Consider the following 22,904-nt stretch of genomic DNA (forward strand, 5'->3'; position numbering starts at 1 on the left):
GCAGCGCCTCCACGTCATCGACCGCCACACCCTCGGAGAATGGGCGTCCGGCTCACGCCCCCTGTGGGAGCTGCTCCGGGCCATCCCCCCGCCCCGCAGGCCGACCACCCTGTCCTGAGCAGCCATCCGCAGGTCACGAAGCCGCCGGTCGCTTCTACGACGCGCAGGGGCGAACCGAGCGGGGCGGGAACAGCGCCCCTGTCGAGAGCGGCGTGACGCGACCGGACGAGGTTCAGGGGCGGCGGGCCAGGACGTCGTCGATACGCGATGCGTCGGCGACCCAGGCCGCGGCGGCGGGAGCTATGAAGCCGAGCACGATCTGGATGTCGTCACGGCGGGCTTCGAGCGGCAGGTGCCAGATGCCCTCGTGGTGGGCGATGCGGTTGCGGAACTTGTGCAGACGCTTGACCGGGTCTTCCACCGTGTTCAGGGCACGGTTGGGAGCGTGGGGGAAGGCGCCTGCCATGTCGGGCCAGAGGGTGGTCTTGTACTGGCGGGCCAGCAGGAAGCGCCAGAATCCGAAGCTCAGCTCCGCGATGATCTTTCCGCGCGGGGTGGCCGTGCCGCCCCGGCCTGCGCGCTGCTGCGCCTGGACGATGTCGGCGCGGGCCTTGCCGCTGAGCGGGACCGCCGTGTCGGCGTACCACTCCGCGGGGCGGCCCCGGCGCTGTTGGCGGGCCACGAGCCGGGCGTCGACCGCGTTGCGCAGCATGATCTCCAGGTGTCCCAGCGGTTCGAAGAACGCAGCTGCGAGATCACTGTTCCACCGGTAGAGCGCGAGGGCGGCGGCAGGATCACCGGCGCACACGCCCAGGTAGGGGTTCAGCCTGTCGGGGGTGATCAGCTCGATGACGGCCTTGTCGTCAGGCGGCTTGATGAGGGTGGGCGGCGTGCTGTGCATGGTGGGGTCATCGTAGGTACACTGGGCGACGAAGACCCTGGAATCGTCCCTGGTAGCCCCCTAACGAGGGCAGGCCATACCCCCAGGGTTCAGACTTTGAGGGCCCCACCAGCTGGTGGGGCCCTCAGTTTTTGTCGCTGTACCTCTCGAGCGTCAACCTCAGCGATGTGGCGCCGCCCGTTTCGGTGATCTCCGGCCTGGTAGCCGTCCCGGCGGTGTGGCCGTCGCCAGACTCGCGATCGTGACCGACCTGAACATCCCCGGCCCCGCCTCCGAGGACCTCCCCGATGGGGCGGGTCGCACGAAAGCCGGTACCGGCCGCGTTCGCTTTCCGCTCGTACGGTGGGCGCTCGCCCCGCGCACGACGTGGCAGGCACGACGGCTGGCTGCCGACTTCGGCGAGGGGATGGACGCCCGGACCGCGTGGGTGATGGCCCGCCTGGCACGGCACCCGGATGAGCAGGGTTACGCCATGGGCCACCTGGACGACGAACGCCGGGATACGGACTGAGCTCAGCTCAGGCGCCGGCAGCCCCGCATCTGGATCACCCCGCCGAGCTACCTCGTCCGCGACATCGACGAGCTCGCCGCGGCCATCGCCCAGGCCCTCACCCCGTACGTACAGGTGCGGTTGCCGGCCGAGGTCGTCAAGTCCTGGCTGACCACCCCGCCGCTGTCCGCGCGCTGAGGCGGATGCCGGCCGCGGAACCCACTCGGGAGGTGGCGCCGATTTTCCCAGGCGGTCTGCCGTCTCCGGAGGAAAGCCGCAGATTTCGCCTCGGTGGAAGGCCTGCGCTCGCTAGCGTGACGAAGGCGGTCGCAGCGGAGGGAGACAGGCTGATGGTGATGCTGGTCGTGGGGTACAGGCTGGGCAATGACGCCACGACCCGGCAGGCGACAGCCCTGGTGACTGAGAGCGGAACCACGTTCCGCGCGCACGGCCTTTACGGGAAACTCGCGCGGGTGTCACGGCCGGAGCCTTCCATGGCACTCGAAAACCCGCTTCGGAAGGGCGAGAACCCGCTGGCCCGTCCCATCGCCAACCTGCGGGTGCACCACGCCGCTTACACGAAGAAGGGCTTCACCCGCGCCCTGATCCCACCTGCCGCCGTACGCCTGGACCTGGAAGAGCACACGCTGCGAACCGTGTCCTCGCACCGGGAGCTGATCGAGGCATTCATTGGCGCGGCCCCGAACACACCTCAGCCGCTCGACTCGGCGATCAAAGAGTTCCGGACCGTCCTCGGCCTGCCCACCCGCCCCGTGAACGTCCCCTGGGCACCCCGCGACCGCGCACTCCCACCACGAGTCGAGGCGATGCTGCGGACGCTCGCCCACGGCTCGCCCATCGCTTCACCGGACCGCCTGCCAGTGGGCTGGACGGTCACCGGCGAGAACGTGCGCCTCCGCGTCGGCGCGACGGGGGAGACCCTCGACCGGCAAGCCGTCACCGAACTGCAGGCCGCCCTGAGCGCCTGGCTGCACTTCACGAAGAACACCGCGGGATAGCGGGTTCTGCCCGGCCTCCGGGGGGTCCAGCCAAGGTGAGCCCAAAAGCCCCCACGAGATGATCGCCGCCGTCCTGCGCCGCGACGGGCGGACCGGCGAGAGCGAGGCCGCGACGCTGGCGCGTGTCGTGTCCGCCGTCATGTTCCTCGCCATGGCGCCGAGCGTGAACGCCGCCGCGGGCGCCGACGAGATCCTGCGGGAGATCCGGGACCAGGTCGGCGTGCTGCTGCCGCGCTGACGGTGACGGCGGCCGCCGCGCCGGCGACTCCGGGTGGGTGCCGCGCCCCCGATCAGGCTGTCTCCGCCAGGGCCGCACGCGCGGCGGCGAGGATCTCGTCGGAGAGCGGGGAGCCCTCGGTGGCCCTGGAGAGGATCAGCGCACCGACCAAGGTGCACAGCTGGACGAGGCCCCCCTCGCCACCCTCGCCGCCGGGCGCGAGGTACGCGGCGAAGTCGGCCACACCCCGCGCATAGGTGCGCCGGGCCTCGCCGCCTTCGGGTTCACGCGCGATATCGGTGACAAGTGCCGCGACCGGGCAGCCTTCCGCCGCGTTGTCGCGGTGTTCCGGGGCGAGGTAGGCGTCGATCAGGTCCCGCTGAGCGGCGTCCCGGCGCCCTCCGTACTGCTCGAAGTGGGCCGCATGGCACCGGACCCATTCATCGATGGCGTGGGCGGTGACCTCGTCGACGAGCGCTTCCTTGGAGGCGAACTGCTTGTAGAAGGCGCCGTGAGTGAGGCCGACCGCCTTCATGAGATCGGCGACGCTGACGCGCGTGCCCTGCTCCCGGAACAGCCGCGACGCGGTGTCCACCACCCGCCTGCGGTTCTCCTGTGCCTGTGCCTGCGATACGCGACCCATGGCCACCTCCCGTTCTCCGCTTTGGATGTCGACTTGCATCTATCCTAGCCCGGTGCTTAGATTGGTAGTGCAATCTAAATGGTGAGGGTGCCCCGACAGCGCCCGCCAGAGCCTGGAGCGGACATGGAACTCAAGAACGCGGTCGCAGTGGTCACCGGCGCCAACCGAGGCCTCGGACGGCACCTCGCCGCCCAGCTCGTGGAGCGCGGCGCGAAGGTCTACGCGGCGGCCCGCCGCCCCGAGACGGTGGACCTGCCGGGCGTACACCCGCTGCGCCTCGACGTGACGGACCCGGAGTCGATCCACGAGGCCGCCCGCATCGCCTCGGATGCGACGCTGCTGATCAACAACGCGGGCCTCGCCACCGGCGCGACGCTCATCGGCGGCGACCTGGACGACGTGCACCGCGAGGTAATGACCAACTACGTCGGCCCGCTCATCGCGACCCGGGCCTTCGCCCCGGTCATCGAGGGCAACGGCGGCGGCGCCGTGCTCAACGTCCTGTCCGCCCTGTCCTGGTACCACCCGGCCGGCGCCGGCTCCTACGCCGCGTCCAAGGCCGCCGCCTGGGCGATGAGCGACGCGACCCGCGAGGAGCTGGCACCCCGCGGCATCACCGTCTCGGCGCTGCACGTCGCCTACATGGACACCGACATGGCCGCCGGCGTCCCCGCCGACCAGAAGGTCTCCCCCGCCGACGTCGCGGCACAGGCACTGCTCGGCATCGAGGCGGGCCAGCCCGAGATCCTCGCCGACGAGGTCACCCGGCAGGTCAAGCAGGGCCTGGCCGGCACCCCCGGGACGGCCGCGGCCTGACGCCCGCCCCGCCCCTCCGTCCGTGCCAGCGCGGAATGCCTCGGCACGGATGACGCCACAAACTTCCCCTTACCGGCAAAAGCCCGTAACGGACACACCCCCCTCCCCCGCTCGTGCGGGAGACCGAACGAACAGAGACAACAATGAAGGCCTTCATGGTCGAGAAGTACGGCGACCCGACCACGGTGCGCGCCGGGGATGCACCCGACCCCCAGGTGGGCGCCGACGACGTCCTGGTCAAGATCCACGCGGCGAGCGTCAACCCGCTGGACTACAAGATCCGCAAGGGTGAGTTGAAGGCGATCGTGCCGTACCGTCTCCCGCTCATCCTGGGCAACGACTTCGCCGGGACCGTCGTCCGCGTCGGATCGTCCGTCACCCGCTTCTCGGTGGGCGACGAGGTCTACGCGCGGCCCGACAAGGACCGCATCGGCACCTTCGCCGAACGCATCGCCGTCCACCAGGACGACCTGGCCCTCAAGCCCGCCTCGCTGACCATGACCGAGGCCGCCTCCCTCCCGCTGGTCGCGCTGACCGCCTGGCAGGCTCTGGTCGAGCGGGCGAACGTCCAGCCGGGCCAGAAGGTCCTCATCCACGCGGGTGCCGGCGGCCTCGGCTCCGTCACCATCCAGCTCGCCAAGGCGCTGGGCGCGCACGTGGCCACCACCGCCAGCACCGCCAAGGTCGGCCTGGTCAAGGAACTCGGCGCGGACGAGGTCATCGACTACCGCACCCAGGACTTCTCCGAGGTCCTCCACGGTTACGACGTCGTCCTGGACTCCCTCGGCGGCGAGACGCTCACCAAGTCCCTGCGCGTCCTCAAGCCCGGCGGCATCGTCATCTCCGTCGCGGGCCCGCCCGACCCGGCCACCGGCGTCGAACTCGGCGCGAACGCGGTCATGCGCCTGGGCGTCGCCGTGCTCAGCGCGAAGGTCCGGCGCCAGGCCAAGCGCCTCGGCGTCACCTACTCCTTCCTGTTCATGAAGGCCAGCGGCGACCAGCTGCGCGAAGTCACCCGCCTCGTCGACGCCGGGAAGATCCACCCAGTCGTCGACCGGGTCTTCCCGTTCAACGAGACCCTCCAGGCCATGGAGTACGTCGAGAAGGGCCGCGCGAAGGCCGGCAAGGTCGTCGTCTCGATGGCGTGAGCGCGGGCACCTATCCCGCCGGACACCAGGTAGAGGGGCGGCAGGGGATCAGAACACCAAGATCATCCCGTGGCGGCTTTTGGGCTCACCTTGGTTGGACCCCTCCGGCGTTCAGCGCAAGCGACCGAGGTGGATCACGCTCACGCGGACCTGCTGGTCGCTGATCTCGTACATCACCCGGTACGCCCCCACGTGGATGCGCAGCACGTCGGCGGTCCCGAAGGCGCCTTCGGGCCGGGGGTCGTCGGCGAGGTGGTCGATCGCGGTGAACACCTGCCGCACTCCAGTGGGGTCGTCCTTGGCGAACTTCTCCGCTTGAGCGAGGGCTTCGGGTTCCCAGATGACTTCGTAGCTCATGCCTCAGCGCCGAACAGCCGGCGGTACGCCTCGTCGTGCGGAATGCCGGCGCTCTCGCCGCGCTCCTGGCGCGCGCGGTAGGCGGCCAGCGCCCGCAGCTCCTGGAGCTCCAGAGCGTCGGCGGGGCTGACCAGCATCGCGATGGTGTGGCCGTGGTCGGTGATGGCCACCGGCTCCCGGGTGGCGCTGACCTCACGCGCGATGGCGCCCAGCCGGGCGCGCGCTTCCACGATCGAGTAGGTGCTGCTCTCCGTCGTCATGCACACCAGCTTACGGAAGTGTGCACTTCCACGCGCCCGAATCCAGAAACGTACGCAGTTCGTACGGTGAACGTACGTGCAATGTACGTTTCGTGGGGTAGAGTGAGGTCAGGAGGTGTTCCATGTCCGAGTTGTTCGACGCAGTCGACGCGCTGGTCGCGTCCCGCTCCACGCTTCCGCCCCCGGCGGAGCGCAAGCGGCTGCGTGCCGCGCACGGTCTGACGATCGACGAAGTGGCCACCGCGCTGAAGGTGCGCCGCGCCACGGTGTCGGGCTGGGAGTCGGGCAAGACCGAGCCCCGCCCGCCGGAACGGGACGCGTACGCGCGGCTGCTGAAGCAGCTCGCGGAGCTCTACCCGGTTCCGGCCCCGGCCGGCGCGGCCGCCCCCTCTGCCGTCGCGGTGCCGGCCACGTTCACCGCTGTGCCCGCTCGGGCGGAAGCGCGGGCTCTGTCCACAGGTCCGGCGCCCGAGGCTGCGGACATGACTGCAACCGAGAACACCCAGACCAGCTCCGCTCCTGCCCCTGCCGCCGCTGCTCCATCGGCTGCGCCGCGTCCGGCGAGCACCACCAGGCCGACGGCGTCGACGTCGCGCCGTCCCGGAGCGAAGAAGGTGGCCCCGGCCGAGGCCCCGATGGGTGAGACGGACCCGCGGTTCGAGAACGGGCCGCTGGCCGTTGTCGACGTCGAGGACGGGAAGGTGCTGGCGTACTGCGTCGGCGGCCTGGTCCTGGACGTGCCCGCCAAGAGCCTGCCGTCCCTGGTGGACTGGACCCTCAAGGAGGCGAAGCTCGGTCAGCCGAAGCTGTCCGGGCCGGGAAGGCCGGCCGACCCGCTGGTCGTGCTCACCGCGGCCGCGTGCGAGCGCTACGGTCTGCCCGTCGGCCTCACCGAGGAGGAGCGGATCGCCGGGCGGATCCCGGAGGGTCACAAGGTCATCAAGCAGCTGACCCGCGCCGACTGGCAGCTCACCAAGCGCGGGTTCGGCCCGTGGGCGCGGATCTACCGCCCCGCCAAGGGCTCGGACCGCCAGTGCGTTCAGCTGTGCATCCCGTCGTGGAACGCGCTGGACGCCCGGTTCTGGGGCGCAGCCGGGCAGCTGCCGCCGGCGGAGCTCGCACGCGTGCTGGGCGCGTACGCGTCCCGGGTGATGACGCCGCGCGGCTCCACCGCCGTCACCGGCCTGGAGCTGATGACCGCCCTGCACCCGCCGACCTACGCCGTACGCGATGAAGAGACCGGCATCCTGCGGCAGGCCGACGACAAGACCCCCGGCTCGCTCGGCAAGGACCCGGTGGACTGCGCGCCGTGCGAAGCCCCCGACGGACACCCGCTCTTGGCGGACCTGCCCCGCTTTCACGTCCGGGGACCTGCGGAGAAGCTGTTCGAGGAGGCGTACGACTGGGCGCGCCCGCTCAACGACGACGAATGCCTGCGCAGCAACCTCGTGGGCCTGGACGTCAACATGGCGTTCGCCGCCGGAGCCAACGGCCTGGTCGTCGGCCTTGGCGCGCCGACGCACGTCAAGAACCCCGTGTTCGACCCGAAGCTCCCGGGAAGCTGGCTGGTCGACCTCAGCCACGTCGACCTGTCGCGGGTGAAGGTCGGCAAGGAGTGGGTGGAGCTGGACGGCGCTCTGCTGCCCTCCCCGTTCACGCCGAAGGGCGATCGGCCCGAGGGGCCGGCCTGGTACGCGACGCCGACCGTCGCCTACGCCCAGGAGCTCGGGTACGACGTGACGCCGACTGAGGCGTGGGTCCGGTACGAGACCGGCCGCTACCTGGACGGCTGGTACAGCCGGCTGCGCGACGCCTACCTCACCACCATGGCCGACCTCGGCGTTGACGCCGACCTGTCGCCCGAGGACTTCCTCACGGCCATGGACGGCTACAAGAGCCGCGACCCGCAGATGGCCATCGTCGCCTCGGCCATCAAGGCGACCGTGAAGGGCGGGCTGGGGAAGCTGCGCGAGCGGCCCCGCGGCGAGGGCTGGACGTCCGGCGAGCGGTGGCGGGCCCTGGAGCGACCGACCTGGCGGCCCGACATCCGCGCGGCGGTCATCTCCCGCACCCGGATCAACCTCCACCGCAAGATGGTCAAGCACGCGGCGTTCACCGGGCAGTACCCGGTCGCGATCCTGTCCGACTGCGTCGTCTACGCCGTCGACGGCGAGAGCCCGCTGGACTTCCTGCCCTACCGCGAGGGCAAGCCGCTGCCGGGCGGCTTCAAGCTCGGGGTCAACCCCGGCCTGGTGAAGCACGAGGGCACGCAGACCACGCTGTGGGGAGAGGGTGCCAGGGAGCAGTTCAAGGCGCCTGAGCTCAACCTCGCCCGGTACATCAAGGACGGCACCGTCACCGACAAGGACAACGGGGAGTAGGGAGCGCGATGAACAAGGAGTTCGGGGACGGCCTCAACCAGGCCGTGGCGAAGGCGTTCACCCGCCCCGCGCCGAAGTCGGCCGGCGTGCAGATGCGCTACCTGGTCAAGCAGTACAAGGGCACCAAGCAGGTGGCCCAGATGCTGCAGGTCTCCCAGCGCACCGTCGAACGGTACGTGAAGGACCAGATCAAGAAGCCCCGCCCGGACCTCGGCGCGCGCCTGGAGCGAGAGGTGAAGAAGCGCTGGCAGCCGCAGATCCGCGCCAAGGCGAAGGAGAAGGCGGCGACGACCGGCGGCATCGTCATCGACGTCCACGCCCGCCTCGGCTACGCCGGAGCGTCGATGGACTCCACGGACGAGGACCGCGAACGGCACATCACCGTCGCCCTGCCTCCCCAGTACGCGGCCCGCCTCTTCAACGCCCAGGAACAGGGCGCCACCGAAGACCGCCTGCGCGAACTCACCGCCGAAGCACTCAAGGAGGTCTACTTCCAGGACAGCGGCCGCCGCGCCGGCTCCCTCCAGGAAGTCCAGATCAACGACGTACTCGACCTGGGATTCCAGCTGTAGAGGTCGCCGTACCCGAACGGCGAGCGAGCCCCGGACCGATGCGGTCCGGGGCTCGCTCGCTGTGACGATGCAGCACAGTGGCAAATCAGCACGCTAGCTGGCAAAGGCCGCTGACGCTGCTCTGTGGTTACTCTGCGGATTGGTTTCTTGACGCCGGACAGCTGGGTCTAAGCTGCCGTCGTTGTCGGCATCGAAGCTGGCGCGCCAAGGAGAGGTGGACGATGCCGCAAGCGGGATACGCGACCGGCCCAGCGGACACGCCGGGCCGACGGACGCTCAGTGCCGTGGAAGAAGCGGGCCGGATGGATGCCGTGCGCCGCTACGACATCCTCGACACCCCGCCGGACGGCGCGTTCGACCGCGTCGCGGCGTTGGCGGCCCGGTTGTTCAAGGTGCCGGTGGCGAGTGTGACGATCGTGGACGAGGACCGGATCTGGTTCAAGGCCGTCCACGGCCTGGAGGGCGTGAGCGAGATCGACCGGGAGCCGGGCCTGTGCGGCTCGGCGATCCTCGCCGACGAAACACTGGTAATCCCGGACACTCTCACCGACCCCGTCGCCTTCAACAACGGCCTGGTCACCGGTCCGCTGGCGGTCCGCTTCTACGCCGCCGCGCCGATCATCACCGGCGACGGGCACCGGCTGGGCACCGTCAACATCCTCGACACCAAGCCCCGCCTGATCACCGAGGACGACACCGCCACCCTCGCGGATCTGGCCGCGATCGTGCTGGATGAGCTGGAGATGCGCCTGGCGGCCTTGAACGCCCTGCGCACCGAGCAGGAGCGGCGCATCGAGCAGGAGGAGGCCCGCGAGCGCGCGGAGCGCGACATGGCCGCCATCCAGGCGTTCGCCTCCACCCTCCAGCGCACCCTGCTGCCGCCGGCACTGCCGGTGGTACCGGGGCTGGAGCTGGCCTGCCACTACGCCACCGCCTCCCCGCAGGACGTGGGCGGCGATTTCTACGACGTCTTTCCCCTGGACGGCAAGAGGTGGGCGTTCTTCCTCGGGGACGTGTGCGGCAAGGGCCCCGAAGCCGCCGCCCTGACCTCCCTGACCCGCTACACCCTGCGCGCCGCCGCCCTGATTGACCCCGACCCCGACGTGGTCCTCACCTCGCTGAACACGGCGCTGCTCCTCGATGCGGCCGTCGGCAGCCGGTTCTGCACCGCCGTCTTCGGCGTCCTGGAGCCGCACGAGCAGGGAGGTTTCACCGTCACGGTGGCCACCGGCGGGCACCCCCCGGCCTACCACCTGCGCGGGCAGGGGACGGTGGAGGCGGTGCAGCCCATGGGCGGCATGCTCATCGGCGCCATCGCAGGCGCACACTTCGCCTCCCACAGCATCCACCTCGCCCCAGGCGAAGGACTGCTGCTCTACACCGACGGGCTGACCGAGGCCCGCCTTGCGGACGGCGAGATGATAGGTGATGAGGGCCTGACCGGCTTCCTCGCCGCCCGCACCGCGATCGTCAGCGCGACGGCGGTCATCGAGGACACCATCGCCCTCATCGACGCCACGCCCCACGGCGCCGGCGACGACGTCGCCCTGCTGGCCCTGTCCGTCCCCCGCGCCGACGCCGCGGTGGACGGTTTCACCGCCACGGCCACCGCCCACACCATCGCCCCCGCCGGCGAGATGCCGGAGAGCCGACCGTGACCGACTTCCGCCTTACCACCCAGCGCGCCGACGCTGATCTCGCCGTGGCCCACGTCTCCGGGGACCTCGACTTCGACACCGCCCCCCACGTACGCAGCCAGTCACTGGCCCTGATCGAGCAAGGCCACCGCCACCTGCTCCTGGACCTTGAAGCCGTCACCTTCTGCGACTCCTCCGGTCTCAACGCCCTGATCGGCATCTACCGCTGCGCCAAGGAAGCCGGGGGCAGTGTGACCCTGGCCGCCGTCCCCGACCGGCTCGAGCGGCTGCTGAACCTCACCGGCCTGACCACCCAGCTGCCGGCCTACCCCACCACAGCCCACGCCCTCAACGCCCACACCTCCAGCCGGAACACCGCCATCGCGTAACCCCATGAGGTGGCCGCCGCAGACGACGGCGGCCACCCAGGCCGTACGGGGATGACACGAGCGACGCGTGGACAGCCGTATCAGCCCCGTCAGCGCCGTAAACGGTGACCCCCTGGGCGCCCTCCCGCTCCCATCCGACCGAAATCCGAATCGGCTACGCCCGTGTCTCCACCAGCAGGTCCCGGCACGAAGCCGATCAACTCCTGCACCACGCCCGCCGGACAACCGCCCAGAACAGGCCGCCCACCCGCGATGGAGCAGGTCCGCCCGCCCCGACACGCGCCACAGGGCCCAGCAGGCTGCGGCGGGACCTTGCGCTGCGCCCCGCGTTACGTCCGCTAGTCGCGGCGAGTGCGGTGGCCGGTCTGGCGCTGGCCGCGATCCTGGCCGAAGACTCCATGACCGGAACGCGCGGCGCCTGCCCGCCGGGTCAGAGTCGGGTCGGCGGTCAGCTCATGCCCCGGGCCGGGGGCCGTGCAGCAGGCGGCGTTCGCTCAGCCGGCGGACGCGGGCACTACGGCGGTGTCGGGGTGCGACCCCCGTCGCGGCCCTGCTGGCCGAGGCCGCACCCCGTACGGCTGAACTTACTCCCGCACCCCGACCGACCGCGCCCCGGTTTCTCAGCCGACGACGCCCAGTTCTGACAGCAACACCGATTTCGGGTCCATTCCTACCCGGACGCCGACACCTTCGTCCCCCGCGAATGGCCGGGGGATAGAGGGGCCGGGTTCGAGTCCGGTGTGGCTATCGAGGGCGGCAGGTGGTGCGGTGTAGCGTCCCGCAACGCCGGGATGGTGCCGTCCCCGGGGAAGAGCAGGAGCGTGAGCGTGAACTGGGAGCTGGGTGAAGTCTTCGAGACACCCGATGGGACCGTGCGCTGGTCGGTTTTCGGTTGCGGGGAGCCGGTGGTGCTCGTTCACGGCACTCCGTATTCGTCGTTCCTTTGGCGGGACATCGCCCCGGCGCTTGCGGCGCGTCGGCGGGTCTTCGTCTTCGACCACCTCGGGTTTGGCCAGTCGGAGCAAGGCGAGGGCCAGGACCTGAGCCTGGCGGCTCATGCACGGAACTTCGCCCGTCTCCTTGGGCACTGGCAGCTGTCTCGGCCCAGCGTCATCGCCCACGACATCGGCGGAGCGGTGGCGCTGCGGGCGCTGCTGATGGAAGAGGCGAACTACCGGGACCTGACGCTCTTTGACGCCGTGAGCGGCGGTGACTGGGAACGTGGACTCTTCCAGCTGATCCTCCAGCACCCGGAGGTCTTCGAGCAGCTCCCGGGCTACGCGCACGAAGCGCTGGTGGCCAGCCACCTCCGCAACGCCACGCACGTCGGCTTTCGGCCCGGCGTTCTCGAGGCGTTTTTGGCGCCGTGGCGTGGTGCGGAGGGCCAGGCCGCGTTCTACCGGCAGTACAGCCAGATCAAGCAGAGCGACACGGCCGGCTACGAATCTCTGCTGGGCGACATCTCGATCCCCGTGCGCCTGGTGTGGGGCCGGGAGGACCGCATCCTTCCGCCCCAGTACGCCGAGTGGCTGCACGAGAGGATTCCCCACTGCGAACTCCACTGGGTCGACGGTGCCGGCCACCTCCTCCAAGAGGATGCGCCGGCCCAGCTGATCACCCACCTGACCGCAGGCTTCCCCGCAAAGACGTAGGGCGACGAGGCAGCGAGCGCCGTAGCCGCTCAGGCGATCCGTGCCAGGAGGGGGTCCCTGTCGGTGTCCGGCTCGACCCGTACCTGCGCATTCCAGGCCAGCGTCGCGCTGAAGACCGGGATCGGGCTCCAACCCGGTGGCCGCCCCCCTGCCCATGGACCGCGGACACCTGGTGAACCCGGGCCAGTCGCTGGGCGTGGGCGGCGGCCGCACGCTCCGGGCCTTCCGGCCGCCGCTGTTCGACAACCCCGCCACGTCGGCTTCTACGACGATCGGACGCGGACGTGCTTCACCTCCGACTGCTTCGGCGCGCCGATGCCGAGCGCGGAGGCCGCCGTGGACGGTACGGCCGCCGACCTCGGACCCCGAGGACCTGCGCGCCGCGCAGCTGCTGTGGGCCACCGTGGCCAGCCCGTGGGTCCACACCGTCGACACCGGGAAGTACCTCGCCACCCTCCAGCCGCTGCGTGCCATGGACGCCCAGAACGTGCTGTGCACCCACCTGCCGCCTGCCGTCGACCCCGCTCCCCGAATGCTCGACACCCTCGCAGAGGCACCTAACTCCGACCCCTTCGTCCGTCCCGCCCCCTTCGGCAATCGACACCTCAGCCGGGGCAGGACGTGTGGTCCGGTCGGTGCCAGGCTGGGTGGGCGATCGGCCACCTCAGAGGTTCAGCGTGATGGCATAGGCCAGGAAGAACAGGGCGATGACGAAGGCAAGGAGGCAGATCAGCACCAGGGGTCCCTTTCCCCAGCCACGGGTGAGGGGCCGGTACGGACCGGTTCCCGTACCCGTGCTCGATTCACCAGGCGGAGTCTCGCCCGGCGGGACCCCGGTCCCTGCGCCGGGTGAAGGCGTACGGCCCGGATCTGGTTCCCAATCCTGTGCGGACATGAAGTGGCCTCCTGACCTTGGCAACAGCTCCGCGCACCACGCCACACGGCTGCGATGGGGAGACGGTTAAGCGAAGCCGGGGTCGTTGACCTGCCGCGCGTCACTACGGGCGCTCACGCTGGCGGCGCCACCATCCGGCGGAGCATGCCGGTGGTAGCCGAGAATTTGCCGCTTCTGACTTGCCTACCCCGTTCGCAACGCGACAGGTGTCAGCGTGGATGCCGGGCCTTCGTACAGCGCGGGCGTCGGGGAGGTGTGGTAGCAGCGGCTGGGGGTTTATCCGGCGCTTTGGGTCTCGGGTGGGTCCTGGGGGTCGACACCGGTGTAGGCAGAGGCGTCCTTGGTTCCGCTGGGACGCTGCGAGCGGCCTCGGGGTCCGGTGTCGTGCATTCCCTTGTCACCGGAACCCTTGTCCTGCCCCTCGCCGCGGCTGCTCATGCTCTTGGTGGGGTTGCCGTGGGGGTTGCCCGCTTCTTCCTTGGCGACGGTCCTGCCGGGCCCCTTGGCGGGTGCGTACTTGTCCGGGTGGAAGGAGCGGTGAGCGCTTGGGTTGTCCTGTTGCCTGGTCTCGTCCACGTCCGGCGACCAGCCGTGCTGCTCGGTGCCCTTGTGTGGGCTCGGGCCCTCACCGTGCGTGGGCTGAGAAGGCTTGCGTTGCTGATTGGCCATGGCCTGACCTGCTGTTCTGTATGCGGAAGGCTCAAGCTGCTGGGACGCGCCCACCCCACCGCTGGCAGCCCTATTGTCCCACCGTTAATCCCAGGCCGCCGAAGACTGTGCCGGGGCGAACCGGCTGCGCGAACTCCTCCGCGGCGCCGTGGACCGCAGTCATGGCCGGGTGACTGGAGGCGTGCGCAGAACTCGGTGGGGGGCAGGTCGTTGGGGTCCTCGAAGTCGCACTCTGCACCGGAGGAACCATCGTGGGCCGTGCTATCACCGTGGATGACAGCTGCATCAGGGCGTTCTGGGATTTGAAGGGCAAACCGGATGTCAATACCGTGATCTTCCGGCTCGGCGCTTCCGCGGATTCCCTCCTCGTCGAGGATCAGAGCAACCTGACACACGACGAGCTTTTGTTGGCACTGCCTGTTGATCAGCCCCGGCTTGTCCTTTATGACCTGCCTTTCGCCAGTGCGGACGGAACGCGGCATAACAAGATCGTGTCCATTTGCTGGCTACCTGCGGCTACCGTCCCCCGGGATAGGTCCGCCTACGGTCAAGCTCAGGCAGCACTGGCGGATGCTCTGGACGGGGACCAGGTGGCCATCGTCGCGGCAACTCTGTCGGACCTTGGCTACCCCCGCCTCGTCGCCCAGGCCGGCTGAGCCGGGGCCCGCCGGATCAGACAGCGCCAACCGGGACGGCCGCCGCCCGAGGCAGTGGCCCGATTGATCGACGCCGGGCGGCGGGCAGCCGGGGCGCTACCCGTAGGCCAGGGGCGCGGTTCTGCACGGCCAGTGGCTGGGCCATCCGGTGCATCCGCTGAGGGTGCAGACGCCCATGGGCAGCTGATGTCCGCCGCTGTCCTGGACTGCTTGCCGACGGGCGGTGCGCGCCTTGGCGGGGGTCGGGATCGTGGCTGCGCTCCCTGCTGCGGCGGCGGCCGGCTGGACGGAACGGGCTGAACTGCGGCGCCCGCAGATGCGCGCCGTACTGGTGCATGCCGCGGCCAACGCGGCAGGCGTAGCGCTGTACGCGCTCTCGTTCGCCGCCCGTGCCTGTGAGCCGTCATGGCCACGGTGAGCGCCCGCCGTCGGCAAACGGGTACACCCCAGGTGAGTGGCGCGGCTGTGTCCGCGGGGTGGGGAAGCGATGGACGGTGAGGCCGGGATCAGCCCGGCTCGCCGTGAGAGAGGAACCGTGCGATGGAGCAGTCTGAGCTGGAGAGCAGGGTTCAGGGGCTGGAGACGGCTCTGGCTGTCCAGGAGGCGACGATGGCCGGGGCGCAGGCCACGCAGGCGGCCACGCAGGCGGGGATGACGTCGACGTTCGGCGCGACGCAGGCGGGGACGTGGTCAGTGATGGCCGTGGGCAGTGTCTCGCTGCTGGTGGGGATCTTCCTCGGCATGGCCATCGCCAAGGACTGACGCCGGTCCCGCCCTACCGGGATCCGCTGTCTGGATTTGCGCCGCCCTCTGCCCGGCCTGGTGGTCGGGCAGAGGGCGACTCGCTGCGAGGTCACCGTGGCCCAGTTACCCCGCACGGTGAAGACTTTCCCCCAGGCGGGCGCGAGAAGGCCGTGGTGGTCCGGGATCACCCGGTTGCGGATCGGTGATCTGCGCGGGAGACGAGGCAGGAGCGGGGCCCCGGCCAGCTGGGCAGCCAGGCTTCGCGACTGTGCGGCTCGGCTTCTCCCCGGTGTGGTGTGGCGCGTGGACTCAGGAGCCGTTGTCGTCGTAGTTGTCCCGGCTTCCGGACTTGGCCAGCCCGCGGCTGAGCATGTAGCCGACGGTGAGGATCACGATGTACATCCATGCCTGGTCGGCGCGGAAGTAGTCGCGGTGGCCCTCCTCGGTGCCCACGAGCATGGACGCGATCAGGACCGCGACGACGGCGGCGATGTAGACGAAGAACTCCGTCGTCTTCAGGGCCGACTTCGTCTCGGTCGACAGGCGCCGTGTCCCGTGTCCGGACACGCCGGCACTGGCAGTCCGGCGGCCTGCGGGGGTGCCGCCCGGGTTCGCGGTGGTCATGGCAGGTGTCCAATCCGTTGTGCGGAGCACGGAGGGCTCCACGGCAGGGAGTACGCCAAGATCGACGCCGTCCCACCAGGCGACTACCCGAAAACCGGCAAGTAAGCATCACGTAAGGGGCAAATCACGCAAACGGCCTACCGTTGGCACTCTGCCCAGGGGTGACGCTGGAATCACGCGGCGACGGCGCTCGGCGCTGAGCCTCGAGGACCTCGCCGCTCCAGCGGTCGCTGACCGGGCGCACGCGTAGCGCTTGGCGGGGGACACCCTGCAACTCCAGGATTACGCCCCCAGTGCGGGTGCGGTCATGCGGGACGGGGCGCCGTCACGTGCTGTGGCAGGTCCCACCGCGGACCATGTCCAGATGCATGGCGACCACCGGGCGCGCCTTCTTCGCCGCAGTGGTGGTCTCGGTGTCCTTGCCCTGGCTGATCTGCTGGTCGATCAGCGTGAGCGTCTTGGTGTGCCCGGCTTCCTGGGCCATCAGCCAGGCCTTGTCGTAGTCGGGGCTGCCGGCCTTGGACCGAACATCGGCGAGCGTGGCCTGCTGCTCACGGGTCGGGGTCCCGGGCAGGGAGACGTCGCCCTTCTTCGCCAGCGCGGCGAGTTCCGCGTCGAGCTTGGTGTGATCGCTGACCAGAGTGGCACCGGCCTGCTTGACGCATGTCGTGGTCGCGTTCTTCTGGGCGTCCTTACCGGCGGCGATCTCCGCCAGGTTGCTCTGGTGGGCCATCTGCACGAAACGCGCATCGGTGCTGCCCGGAGCCGGCGCGGCGGCAACTGCCGACACCCCGGAACACGCCAGGGAAGCTGTGAACACCGCGATCGTCAAAAATCTTGCACGCATGGTTCCTCCCAGACCGCGGGCGGCCCGAGCGGCCGGGAAGACCGCGGCACCCGGCGCCTGTCCATGGCGCCCGAGAACAAACACCACGCTGCAGCCGAGGGCAGGGCGGCAGGCGTTTGGTTTCACAGCCGTCAGGACGTCTTGCTCACCGAGTGTCCGCGTAGGGACCGCGCGGTGTCCGCGTAGAACCGCGCTCCGCGTAGAACCGCGCGATGGAGCAGTCTGCGCTGGTGCAGGCCACCGAGGCGGTGACGTAGGTGGGGATGACCTCGACGTTCACCGCGACGCAGGCGGGGGAACGTGGTCGGTGATGGGCGACGGCAGTGTCGCGTTGCTGGTGGGGACCTTCCTCGGCATGGCCATCGCCAGGGAGTGCGGGCCGGCCCCGCTCCCGGCAGCGCTGACGCTGTCGACGATGGTCAAGGACCGTGTCTGCGCTGGTATCCAGCAGTTGGCACGGCGATCTTGTCCGATGTGGTGACGTTCAATCGGCCGGCTTCGGGGCTCGCTCTCCCCGCCCCGGGGGCCGGCGACGTGACGGCAAGCCCCGGGGGCGGGGGGAGGTAAGCCGCAGCCGCCCTTCCCGGGGCGACCAGGCCGGACCAGAACACACCCGATGTCCCTCGTCCGGTACCCACCACACCGGCGGAGCGGCGCCCGCCACTCGTATGCGCTGGATCCGCTGGGAAATCGCGTGCAGAGATCCAGTTTTGGTGAACCGAGTGGGCAACGCGAATGCCCGCGGTGACTTGCGGGGCCGTGTCCTTTGCGGGGCAGGATCTCGGGGCGATAGCGTGGTCGCCAGGAGCAGTCGTGGTTCCGAGCCGTAGCCGGCCCGTGCTCGCGGTCACGGGCGTTTCACCGTCCGGGACTGCAATCGGGCGAGGCCGGTCGGGCACGGCGGTCGCGCAGTGCGGGCGCCAGCGGCTGCGCACGTCGAGGAGAACAGCATGGCTACGGGCATCGTGAAGTGGTTCAACGCCGAGAAGGGCTTCGGTTTCATCGAGCAGGACGGTGGCGGCGCTGACGTCTTCGCCCACTACTCCAATATCGCCGCCCAAGGCTTCCGCGAGCTCCAGGAGGGCCAGAAGGTCGAGTTCGACGTCACCCAGGGCCAGAAGGGCCCGCAGGCGGAGAACATCCGCCCGGTCTGAGCCGCCCATATCCCCCGACGCCCCGCAGGCGGCCCTCAGCCACCGGCGGGGCGTCGCAGCGACCCGGCGGCGGGCCCGCGGACACGGCGTGCTGCGACGCGCTGAACTTCTTCACCTCCGCCGCCTCCGCACAGACTGGATCAACGACCACCCGGGGATCCCGGGCCGTGTGGTCGCCCAGGCGCAGGCCGAGAAGATCGCACGGCAGACCTTCGGGCCGCTGCTCGCCCCCTGAACTCGCCGGGTGGCCTCGCCATCACCATGCACGCATCTCTGTATGTGATCACGACTCGCCGAAGCGGGGTCGCTCACCGGACGCCAGTGGCCAAGTAGAGGTCAAAGAGGCCATCTACAGCGTGCGACTGTTTCCCCCCGCGCCTGCTGTGAGGTTCACGCTGAGCGACGACAACACCTCACAACACCCTGTTGGCCAGCCTGTGAGCTGTGAGCCGAAATCTGCCCTGTTTGCCTATGAGGTGGCGGGCTGTTCTCCCTGGTGAACAGGTTTCGGGTCAACCATCCTGTGAGCTGTGAGGCCCCAGACCCGAACCTCGGCGTTCGTGTCCTTTGATAGGTGATCTTGACCATTTGCCAAGTGATCGTGGCGACCTGTTCGCCCGTCGGGTGAACAAGTCAGGCGCATCACGCAACCCGGTCCGGATGGGGCCGAAGCCGGGCGCTGAGGACTGTCTCGGCATGGAGATCGGCCTGGTCCAGGCCCGCACCAAGTCCTTCGGTGAGACGGTAGAAGAGCCCGCGCATTCCCAGCGGTCCGGTCTCGCCAGTGTCCGGTTGGGCGCCAAGCGCCCGCAGTTCGGAGTCAAAGCGGTGAGGGTCCTGGCCGGTGCGGTGCCGGGGCTCGATGCCCAGGAGGGTGTGCAGACCGGTCACCAGCTGCCCGTTCTCGGCATAGCGGAAGTCCACGAGGGGTTTCTCGTTAACGTGCAGGGACAGAGCTGCCGTCCCCGCCGAGAGCTCGTCGAGCAGGTCATCGTCCTCGACGCACAGCCAACTGCCGTGCTCCCATACCCAGGCCCACGAGCCGTACCGGCCGGCGGTGACCACGTAGGCGTCGTCCTCGTAGAGCATGTCGTTAAAGTCCTCGTCGAAGTCCTCCTGGGTCCGCTCAGCGAGCGTGGCGGGGTCCGCCCCCATCCGCTCCAAGAGCTGCCACGGAGTGAGGTCACGGGCAAAGGTGACGCTCACCAGCGGCAGGTCCGCCCCGTACATCCAACCCAGGCCACTCATCCGTACTCCTCCACGCATCGATCGACTTTCCCCAGCGAGGCTAGACGGCCAGTGCGACAGATCAGCCCCTGCCGTTTCGGGGCGCAGGATCAGCTACCCGGGCCGCAAGCCTCCTCTTCACCAGGCGGTCAAACTGACCTGGCAAATGGTCAAGATCACTTATCCGAGGGCAGTTCGTCACCCTCGGTTGCAATCGGGGTGCAACGCTGCCGTGCAACGAACTCGCGCAACACACTGCAACAGACCCCCTGTTGCGGGCCTGACCTGCGAAGACGTCCCCGCTGCAACGCGAGCAGGCGTGTTGCACCCCCCGCGTTGCACCCCGCTACCCTCGCCACCGCGCCCAGATCCCGGTTGCCCACATGCCGCTGCCCGTCACTCCCGCCCGACCACGGACGTTGTGCGGGGCATGGACTGGACGCAGCTGCTCAAGGAACTCACGGACGCGGTGGAGCTACGCAATCGCAGGGTGGCGAGCCTGCGCACCGCCGGGTCCACCGTGGCCGAGCTGGCAGCGCAAGCCCTCGCAGCCGGCGCCCCGGACGCGCCCCTGCGCCGCATCCTGGCCAGGATGGAACCGATGATCGAGCACGAGCGCCGACCGCAGCAGTCCACGACTCCCTGCGAAAGTTCGACTTCGACGCCAACCCCAACATCGACGCGGCCATGATCCACACCCTCGCCAAGTGCGAATGGATCAAGAAGCGCCTGCCGCTCTGCCTCATCGGCGACTCCGGCACCGGCAAATCCCACCTGCTGATCGCCCTCGGCACCGAAGCCGCGATGGCCGACTACCGGGTCAAGTACGTCCTGGCTACCAAGCTCGTGAACGAGCTCGTCGAGGCGGCCGACGAGAAGCAGCTGACCAAGACAATCGCCCGCTACGGCCGCGTCGATCTTTTGTGCATCGACGAGCTCGGCTACATGGAACTCGATCGCCGCGGTGCCGAGCTCCTCTTCCAGGTTTTGACCGAACGCGAGGAAAAGAACAGCGTGGCGATCGCCTCGAACGAATCCTTCTCAGGCTGGACCAAGACCTTCACCGACCCCCGGCTCTGCGCGGCCATCGTCGACCGCCTCACTTTCGGCGGCGACATCATCGAGACCGGCACAGACTCCTACCGCCTCGCCACCACCCGCGCCCGCGCCGAACAGCAAGCCGTCGGCTGACCAACACTGCCGCCGGGCACGAGATTGGTCGGCATGCCAGTGACTCGTCGACGATTCTGGGGGTGTCAGCCGACCTCTATGGTCGCTTTGTTGGAACGGGCTGAAGCGTGGGCCAGCGAGCGAGCATACGTTGGCGCATAGCGGTGCTGAGGCTGCTCACGCTGCTAAGAGAGGTGTGGTCGGCCGTCATCTGGCTAACGACCCCGAGCCGGTGGACGAGCCGTTGTCGGGCGGTCGCGGTGCCCCACGTCCAGTCCCGGTGCGGAATCCGGGCCAGGTGATCAGTGCTTTCGCGGCGTGCCCGCTCAACCAGCGCGTCGCCGCGGAGCAGCCAGCCGGCGCACGCGTCAGCGAGCCCGTCTGGGGCTTCGGAGCCGGTCAGGGTGCGCCACTCGTTGCGGTATGTGCTCTCCGCCCGTTCCAGCAGCGGCTCCGACGCTGAAGTGACGCACCAGCAGGTCGGAAATCCGATGCGCAGGTAGGCGAGCTCCATCAAGCCGCTGCCCAGTGACGCTTGCTCAAAGTCGATGAATCGGATCCCCGTGGCGGTGTGGAGATCGTTCCCGGGACAGGGATCCCCGTGGAGAAGGGCATGCCCAGATGCCTGGTCGAGCCGGTTCACGAGGTCATTGAGTTCGCCGGACACGCCAGAGGTGACAGGAAGCTCCAGAGCTCCGGCCAGCCGCAGGAAAGACTCGATATCGGCCTGGTTCGGGCCCTGCCACCGGGGAAGTTTGCCAACGTCCTCCGGGCGGGCGGTGGCATGCAGGCGTGCCAACGCGGCTGCATAGTCGACGATCCAGTCGCTGGCGGGGCGTCGGTGATCCAGATGCTCCAGCACCAAGACCCGCTCGCCGGGATCGGTGGCCAGCAACGCTGGCACCACGGGCATTTCAGCTCGGGCGGCGAGCCGCAGCGCGGCCACCTCACGGGCGTATCGCTCATCGGCATCAGGACCGTCGACGATCTGCTTCACCACCGCTGTTGCCTCTGGCAACTCGACGCGCCACACGCGCGAGCGAGGGCTGCTGCCCAGTCTGCGAGAGCGCCTGGGCGATCCCAGCTTGGCCCTTAACTCGTCCCCGAACGGCAGCCGCAACCACATGCGCTCATCCTTCCACGCGGCCGAACGAGCGTGCGGCTACTGCGCACAACTGGCCGTCCTGCTTCACGCCGCCGAGGACCGCCACACCGCAGCGAAACAGGGAAACACCCGGGACTGCCTCCCAGGTGCTGCCAGTTCTCATCAACATTCCTGGACGGCTCGATCACGAAGCGGTGCTGACCACCATCAACAATCGCTCTCCGTTCTCACCTACGAAGCCACTGGGTGCGTCGGTGTCGTTCGACGCTACGGAGGTCACCGCTCGTTCCTCAACCCTCCTCGGTCTCACTGCCGAGGGCGACCACAGCCGTGTCTGGGGTCAGGGCGGCGTGGCCAGCCGGCAGCGCGGAGCTTCGTCGTCTGGAGTGTCCGTGCGGTTCTAGCGAGGCCGAGGGCCCACCCACAGCTCAAGTAGCTGCCAAAACCTGGCTACGGACGTACTGCGGGGGCGCCGACTTTTGTCCGCGGACAAAAGTTGGTCATCCCCGCGTGCGCGGGGAGCAGAAGACCTTCCTCATCATCGCCGTCGTCACGATGGGGTCATCCCCGCGTGCGCGGGGAGCAGGCTCACTAAACTGGGACTTTAGGCGAGCCGAAGGGTGTATGCGAGCACTTTCAGCAAGTCCGGCAATCTATGCATACGTCGCATTTCAACTTGTTACGGCAGTCGCGGGCGGCTTCACGGGCCGTGGCGGAACGGCAGGCAAGAGGGGCGATGCAGCGCCCAGCATCGGGCCCCCGAGCAGAGAGCGCCCCCCGGGGCGCTTACCGCATGAGGGCGGTGTGCTCCCCAGAGAAGCATGCAGGCCTGCATCCGGCGGTCAGCCTCGCGGAGCACCAAGGCCCCGCCGAGCAGGCCACACACCAGCGCCGTCATCCACAGGCCTCCGTCGGAACAATCCCCGTCCAGGTCGAGCAACAGGCACGCCCCGGCTCCGCACGAACACGGCGCCGCGTGCGGAGCAATCCGCCGCCCGCATCCGCGGCCGGTCGATTACACTGACGGCATCAAGTTACTCAGGCACGAAGGGCCCCCACGACCGTGGGGGCCCTTCGCCGTATCCCGCATCCCGTGAGCCGTCGCCGGCCCTCAGGCCACCTGCAGCTTTGGGCGACCCGTCGGGGACGGCGGGGCCTGGTGGTAGGCCGGGAGCTTCAGGTTGGGGAGGTCCCCGGCCTGGATGCGGGCCAGGGCCGCGCGGAACGCGGCCTCCATCGACTCCGGGGTCTCGTACTTCGCCGCCAGGGGGTGCAGCCGGTACGAGTTCCCGGTGCGCTCCTCGCTGCGCGGCCTGAGCACGATGTTCAGC

General features: G+C 69.4%; 25 protein-coding genes and 3 pseudogenes. 17 read left to right on the top strand and 11 right to left on the bottom strand.

Features of this window, described 5'->3' with window-relative positions; translation table 11 throughout:
* Positions 1 to 118 (top strand): annotated as a pseudogene (locus ACFWU6_RS30945) (restriction endonuclease); the annotation flags it as partial.
* A 114-nt stretch (positions 119 to 232) separates the two neighbouring features.
* Here the strand turns inward: ACFWU6_RS30945 and ACFWU6_RS30950 are convergent.
* Complete coding sequence (locus tag ACFWU6_RS30950; RefSeq protein ID WP_383984471.1) at positions 233 to 901, bottom strand: hypothetical protein; 669 nt, start codon at positions 899 to 901, stop codon at positions 233 to 235.
* A gap of 241 nt (positions 902 to 1,142) precedes the next feature.
* Here ACFWU6_RS30950 and ACFWU6_RS30955 point away from each other — a divergent pair, with 241 nt between their 5' ends.
* From ACFWU6_RS30955 to ACFWU6_RS30965, 3 genes are all read left to right on the top strand, one after another.
* The gene (locus ACFWU6_RS30955; RefSeq protein WP_383984474.1) at positions 1,143 to 1,412 is read left to right on the top strand and encodes a hypothetical protein; all 270 of its coding nucleotides are present in this window, start codon (positions 1,143 to 1,145) and stop codon (positions 1,410 to 1,412) included.
* 329 nt (positions 1,413 to 1,741) lie between these two features.
* Positions 1,742 to 2,410: a hypothetical protein gene (locus tag ACFWU6_RS30960; protein ID WP_383984477.1), complete on the top strand. Its 669-nt coding sequence runs from the start codon at positions 1,742 to 1,744 to the stop codon at positions 2,408 to 2,410.
* A 58-nt stretch (positions 2,411 to 2,468) separates the two neighbouring features.
* Positions 2,469 to 2,648 (top strand): hypothetical protein, encoded by a 180-nt coding sequence (locus ACFWU6_RS30965; protein WP_383984480.1) that lies wholly within the window; start codon positions 2,469 to 2,471, stop codon positions 2,646 to 2,648.
* A 52-nt stretch (positions 2,649 to 2,700) separates the two neighbouring features.
* On the opposite strand, the gene ACFWU6_RS30970 is transcribed toward ACFWU6_RS30965, so the two are convergent.
* The gene (locus ACFWU6_RS30970; RefSeq protein WP_383984501.1) at positions 2,701 to 3,270 is read right to left on the bottom strand and encodes a TetR/AcrR family transcriptional regulator; all 570 of its coding nucleotides are present in this window, start codon (positions 3,268 to 3,270) and stop codon (positions 2,701 to 2,703) included.
* Between the two features lie 123 nt (positions 3,271 to 3,393).
* Here ACFWU6_RS30970 and ACFWU6_RS30975 point away from each other — a divergent pair, with 123 nt between their 5' ends.
* Entirely contained in the window at positions 3,394 to 4,086 is a 693-nt protein-coding gene (locus tag ACFWU6_RS30975) for an SDR family oxidoreductase (RefSeq protein WP_383984483.1), read from the top strand.
* Positions 4,087 to 4,229: 143 nt separating this feature from the next.
* Entirely contained in the window at positions 4,230 to 5,234 is a 1,005-nt protein-coding gene (locus tag ACFWU6_RS30980; protein WP_383984486.1) for an NADP-dependent oxidoreductase, read from the top strand.
* Positions 5,235 to 5,345: 111 nt separating this feature from the next.
* Here ACFWU6_RS30980 and ACFWU6_RS30985 read toward each other — a convergent pair whose 3' ends face one another.
* The gene (locus ACFWU6_RS30985) at positions 5,346 to 5,591 is read right to left on the bottom strand and encodes a type II toxin-antitoxin system RelE/ParE family toxin (protein ID WP_267829242.1); all 246 of its coding nucleotides are present in this window, start codon (positions 5,589 to 5,591) and stop codon (positions 5,346 to 5,348) included.
* Positions 5,588 to 5,851 carry a type II toxin-antitoxin system Phd/YefM family antitoxin gene (locus ACFWU6_RS30990; RefSeq protein WP_266975791.1) on the bottom strand — a complete coding sequence of 88 codons (264 nt, stop codon included), beginning with the start codon at positions 5,849 to 5,851 and terminating at the stop codon, positions 5,588 to 5,590. The genes ACFWU6_RS30985 and ACFWU6_RS30990 overlap by 4 nt, the downstream gene beginning before the upstream one ends.
* A 122-nt stretch (positions 5,852 to 5,973) precedes the next feature.
* Between ACFWU6_RS30990 and tap the strand changes: the two genes are divergently transcribed.
* The 5 genes from tap (at position 5,974) to ACFWU6_RS31015 (ending at position 12,482) form a co-directional block, all read left to right on the top strand.
* Entirely contained in the window at positions 5,974 to 8,232 is a 2,259-nt protein-coding gene (tap, locus tag ACFWU6_RS30995) for a telomere-associated protein Tap (protein ID WP_383984489.1), read from the top strand.
* Between the two features lie 8 nt (positions 8,233 to 8,240).
* Entirely contained in the window at positions 8,241 to 8,804 is a 564-nt protein-coding gene (gene tpg, locus ACFWU6_RS31000; protein WP_383984492.1) for a telomere-protecting terminal protein Tpg, read from the top strand.
* A gap of 284 nt (positions 8,805 to 9,088) precedes the next feature.
* Positions 9,089 to 10,462, top strand: a complete 1,374-nt coding sequence (locus ACFWU6_RS31005; protein WP_383803269.1) for a PP2C family protein-serine/threonine phosphatase — start codon at positions 9,089 to 9,091, stop codon at positions 10,460 to 10,462.
* Complete coding sequence (locus ACFWU6_RS31010) at positions 10,459 to 10,830, top strand: STAS domain-containing protein (protein WP_383803271.1); 372 nt, start codon at positions 10,459 to 10,461, stop codon at positions 10,828 to 10,830. The genes ACFWU6_RS31005 and ACFWU6_RS31010 overlap by 4 nt, the downstream gene beginning before the upstream one ends.
* A gap of 827 nt (positions 10,831 to 11,657) precedes the next feature.
* Complete coding sequence (locus ACFWU6_RS31015) at positions 11,658 to 12,482, top strand: alpha/beta fold hydrolase (RefSeq protein WP_383803273.1); 825 nt, start codon at positions 11,658 to 11,660, stop codon at positions 12,480 to 12,482.
* Between the two features lie 664 nt (positions 12,483 to 13,146).
* Here the strand turns inward: ACFWU6_RS31015 and ACFWU6_RS31020 are convergent.
* Positions 13,147 to 13,377: a DUF6480 family protein gene (locus ACFWU6_RS31020; RefSeq protein WP_383803275.1), complete on the bottom strand. Its 231-nt coding sequence runs from the start codon at positions 13,375 to 13,377 to the stop codon at positions 13,147 to 13,149.
* Positions 13,378 to 13,653: 276 nt separating this feature from the next.
* Positions 13,654 to 14,046: a hypothetical protein gene (locus ACFWU6_RS31025; RefSeq protein WP_383803276.1), complete on the bottom strand. Its 393-nt coding sequence runs from the start codon at positions 14,044 to 14,046 to the stop codon at positions 13,654 to 13,656.
* Positions 14,047 to 14,297: 251 nt separating this feature from the next.
* On the opposite strand from ACFWU6_RS31025, the gene ACFWU6_RS31030 reads away from it, so the two are divergent.
* Together ACFWU6_RS31030 and ACFWU6_RS31035 are read left to right on the top strand one after the other, a co-directional pair.
* The gene (locus ACFWU6_RS31030) at positions 14,298 to 14,702 is read left to right on the top strand and encodes a hypothetical protein (RefSeq protein ID WP_383803278.1); all 405 of its coding nucleotides are present in this window, start codon (positions 14,298 to 14,300) and stop codon (positions 14,700 to 14,702) included.
* Between the two features lie 540 nt (positions 14,703 to 15,242).
* Positions 15,243 to 15,464: a hypothetical protein gene (locus ACFWU6_RS31035; protein ID WP_383803280.1), complete on the top strand. Its 222-nt coding sequence runs from the start codon at positions 15,243 to 15,245 to the stop codon at positions 15,462 to 15,464.
* Between the two features lie 291 nt (positions 15,465 to 15,755).
* Here the strand turns inward: ACFWU6_RS31035 and ACFWU6_RS31040 are convergent, their stop codons facing one another.
* Positions 15,756 to 16,070: a hypothetical protein gene (locus tag ACFWU6_RS31040; RefSeq protein WP_383803282.1), complete on the bottom strand. Its 315-nt coding sequence runs from the start codon at positions 16,068 to 16,070 to the stop codon at positions 15,756 to 15,758.
* Positions 16,071 to 16,395: 325 nt separating this feature from the next.
* Positions 16,396 to 16,860 carry a DUF4142 domain-containing protein gene (locus ACFWU6_RS31045; RefSeq protein ID WP_383984495.1) on the bottom strand — a complete coding sequence of 155 codons (465 nt, stop codon included), beginning with the start codon at positions 16,858 to 16,860 and terminating at the stop codon, positions 16,396 to 16,398.
* A 1,007-nt stretch (positions 16,861 to 17,867) separates the two neighbouring features.
* Here ACFWU6_RS31045 and ACFWU6_RS31050 point away from each other — a divergent pair.
* Together ACFWU6_RS31050 and ACFWU6_RS31055 are read left to right on the top strand one after the other, a co-directional pair.
* Positions 17,868 to 18,071 (top strand): cold-shock protein, encoded by a 204-nt coding sequence (locus ACFWU6_RS31050; RefSeq protein ID WP_383803288.1) that lies wholly within the window; start codon positions 17,868 to 17,870, stop codon positions 18,069 to 18,071.
* A gap of 88 nt (positions 18,072 to 18,159) precedes the next feature.
* Complete coding sequence (locus ACFWU6_RS31055) at positions 18,160 to 18,306, top strand: hypothetical protein (protein ID WP_383803290.1); 147 nt, start codon at positions 18,160 to 18,162, stop codon at positions 18,304 to 18,306.
* A gap of 407 nt (positions 18,307 to 18,713) precedes the next feature.
* On the opposite strand, the gene ACFWU6_RS31060 is transcribed toward ACFWU6_RS31055, so the two are convergent.
* A complete protein-coding gene (locus tag ACFWU6_RS31060; protein ID WP_383984498.1) occupies positions 18,714 to 19,319 on the bottom strand; it encodes a DUF6461 domain-containing protein in 606 nt (201 codons plus the stop codon).
* A gap of 409 nt (positions 19,320 to 19,728) precedes the next feature.
* Here ACFWU6_RS31060 and ACFWU6_RS31065 point away from each other — a divergent pair, with 409 nt between their 5' ends.
* Together ACFWU6_RS31065 and ACFWU6_RS31070 are read left to right on the top strand one after the other, a co-directional pair.
* The gene (locus ACFWU6_RS31065; RefSeq protein WP_383803321.1) at positions 19,729 to 19,989 is read left to right on the top strand and encodes a hypothetical protein; all 261 of its coding nucleotides are present in this window, start codon (positions 19,729 to 19,731) and stop codon (positions 19,987 to 19,989) included.
* Positions 19,935 to 20,489 (top strand): annotated as a pseudogene (locus ACFWU6_RS31070) (ATP-binding protein); the annotation flags it as partial. The gene ACFWU6_RS31065 and the pseudogene ACFWU6_RS31070, both read left to right, overlap by 55 nt.
* 76 nt (positions 20,490 to 20,565) lie before the next feature.
* Here ACFWU6_RS31070 and ACFWU6_RS31075 read toward each other — a convergent pair.
* The gene (locus ACFWU6_RS31075; RefSeq protein ID WP_383803294.1) at positions 20,566 to 21,594 is read right to left on the bottom strand and encodes an aminoglycoside phosphotransferase family protein; all 1,029 of its coding nucleotides are present in this window, start codon (positions 21,592 to 21,594) and stop codon (positions 20,566 to 20,568) included.
* A 1,090-nt stretch (positions 21,595 to 22,684) separates the two neighbouring features.
* Positions 22,685 to 22,904, bottom strand: a pseudogene (locus ACFWU6_RS31080) (hypothetical protein); the annotation flags it as partial.

It is taken from the genome of Streptomyces sp. NPDC058674, from assembly GCF_042716505.1.
Lineage (GTDB): Bacteria > Actinomycetota > Actinomycetes > Streptomycetales > Streptomycetaceae > Streptomyces.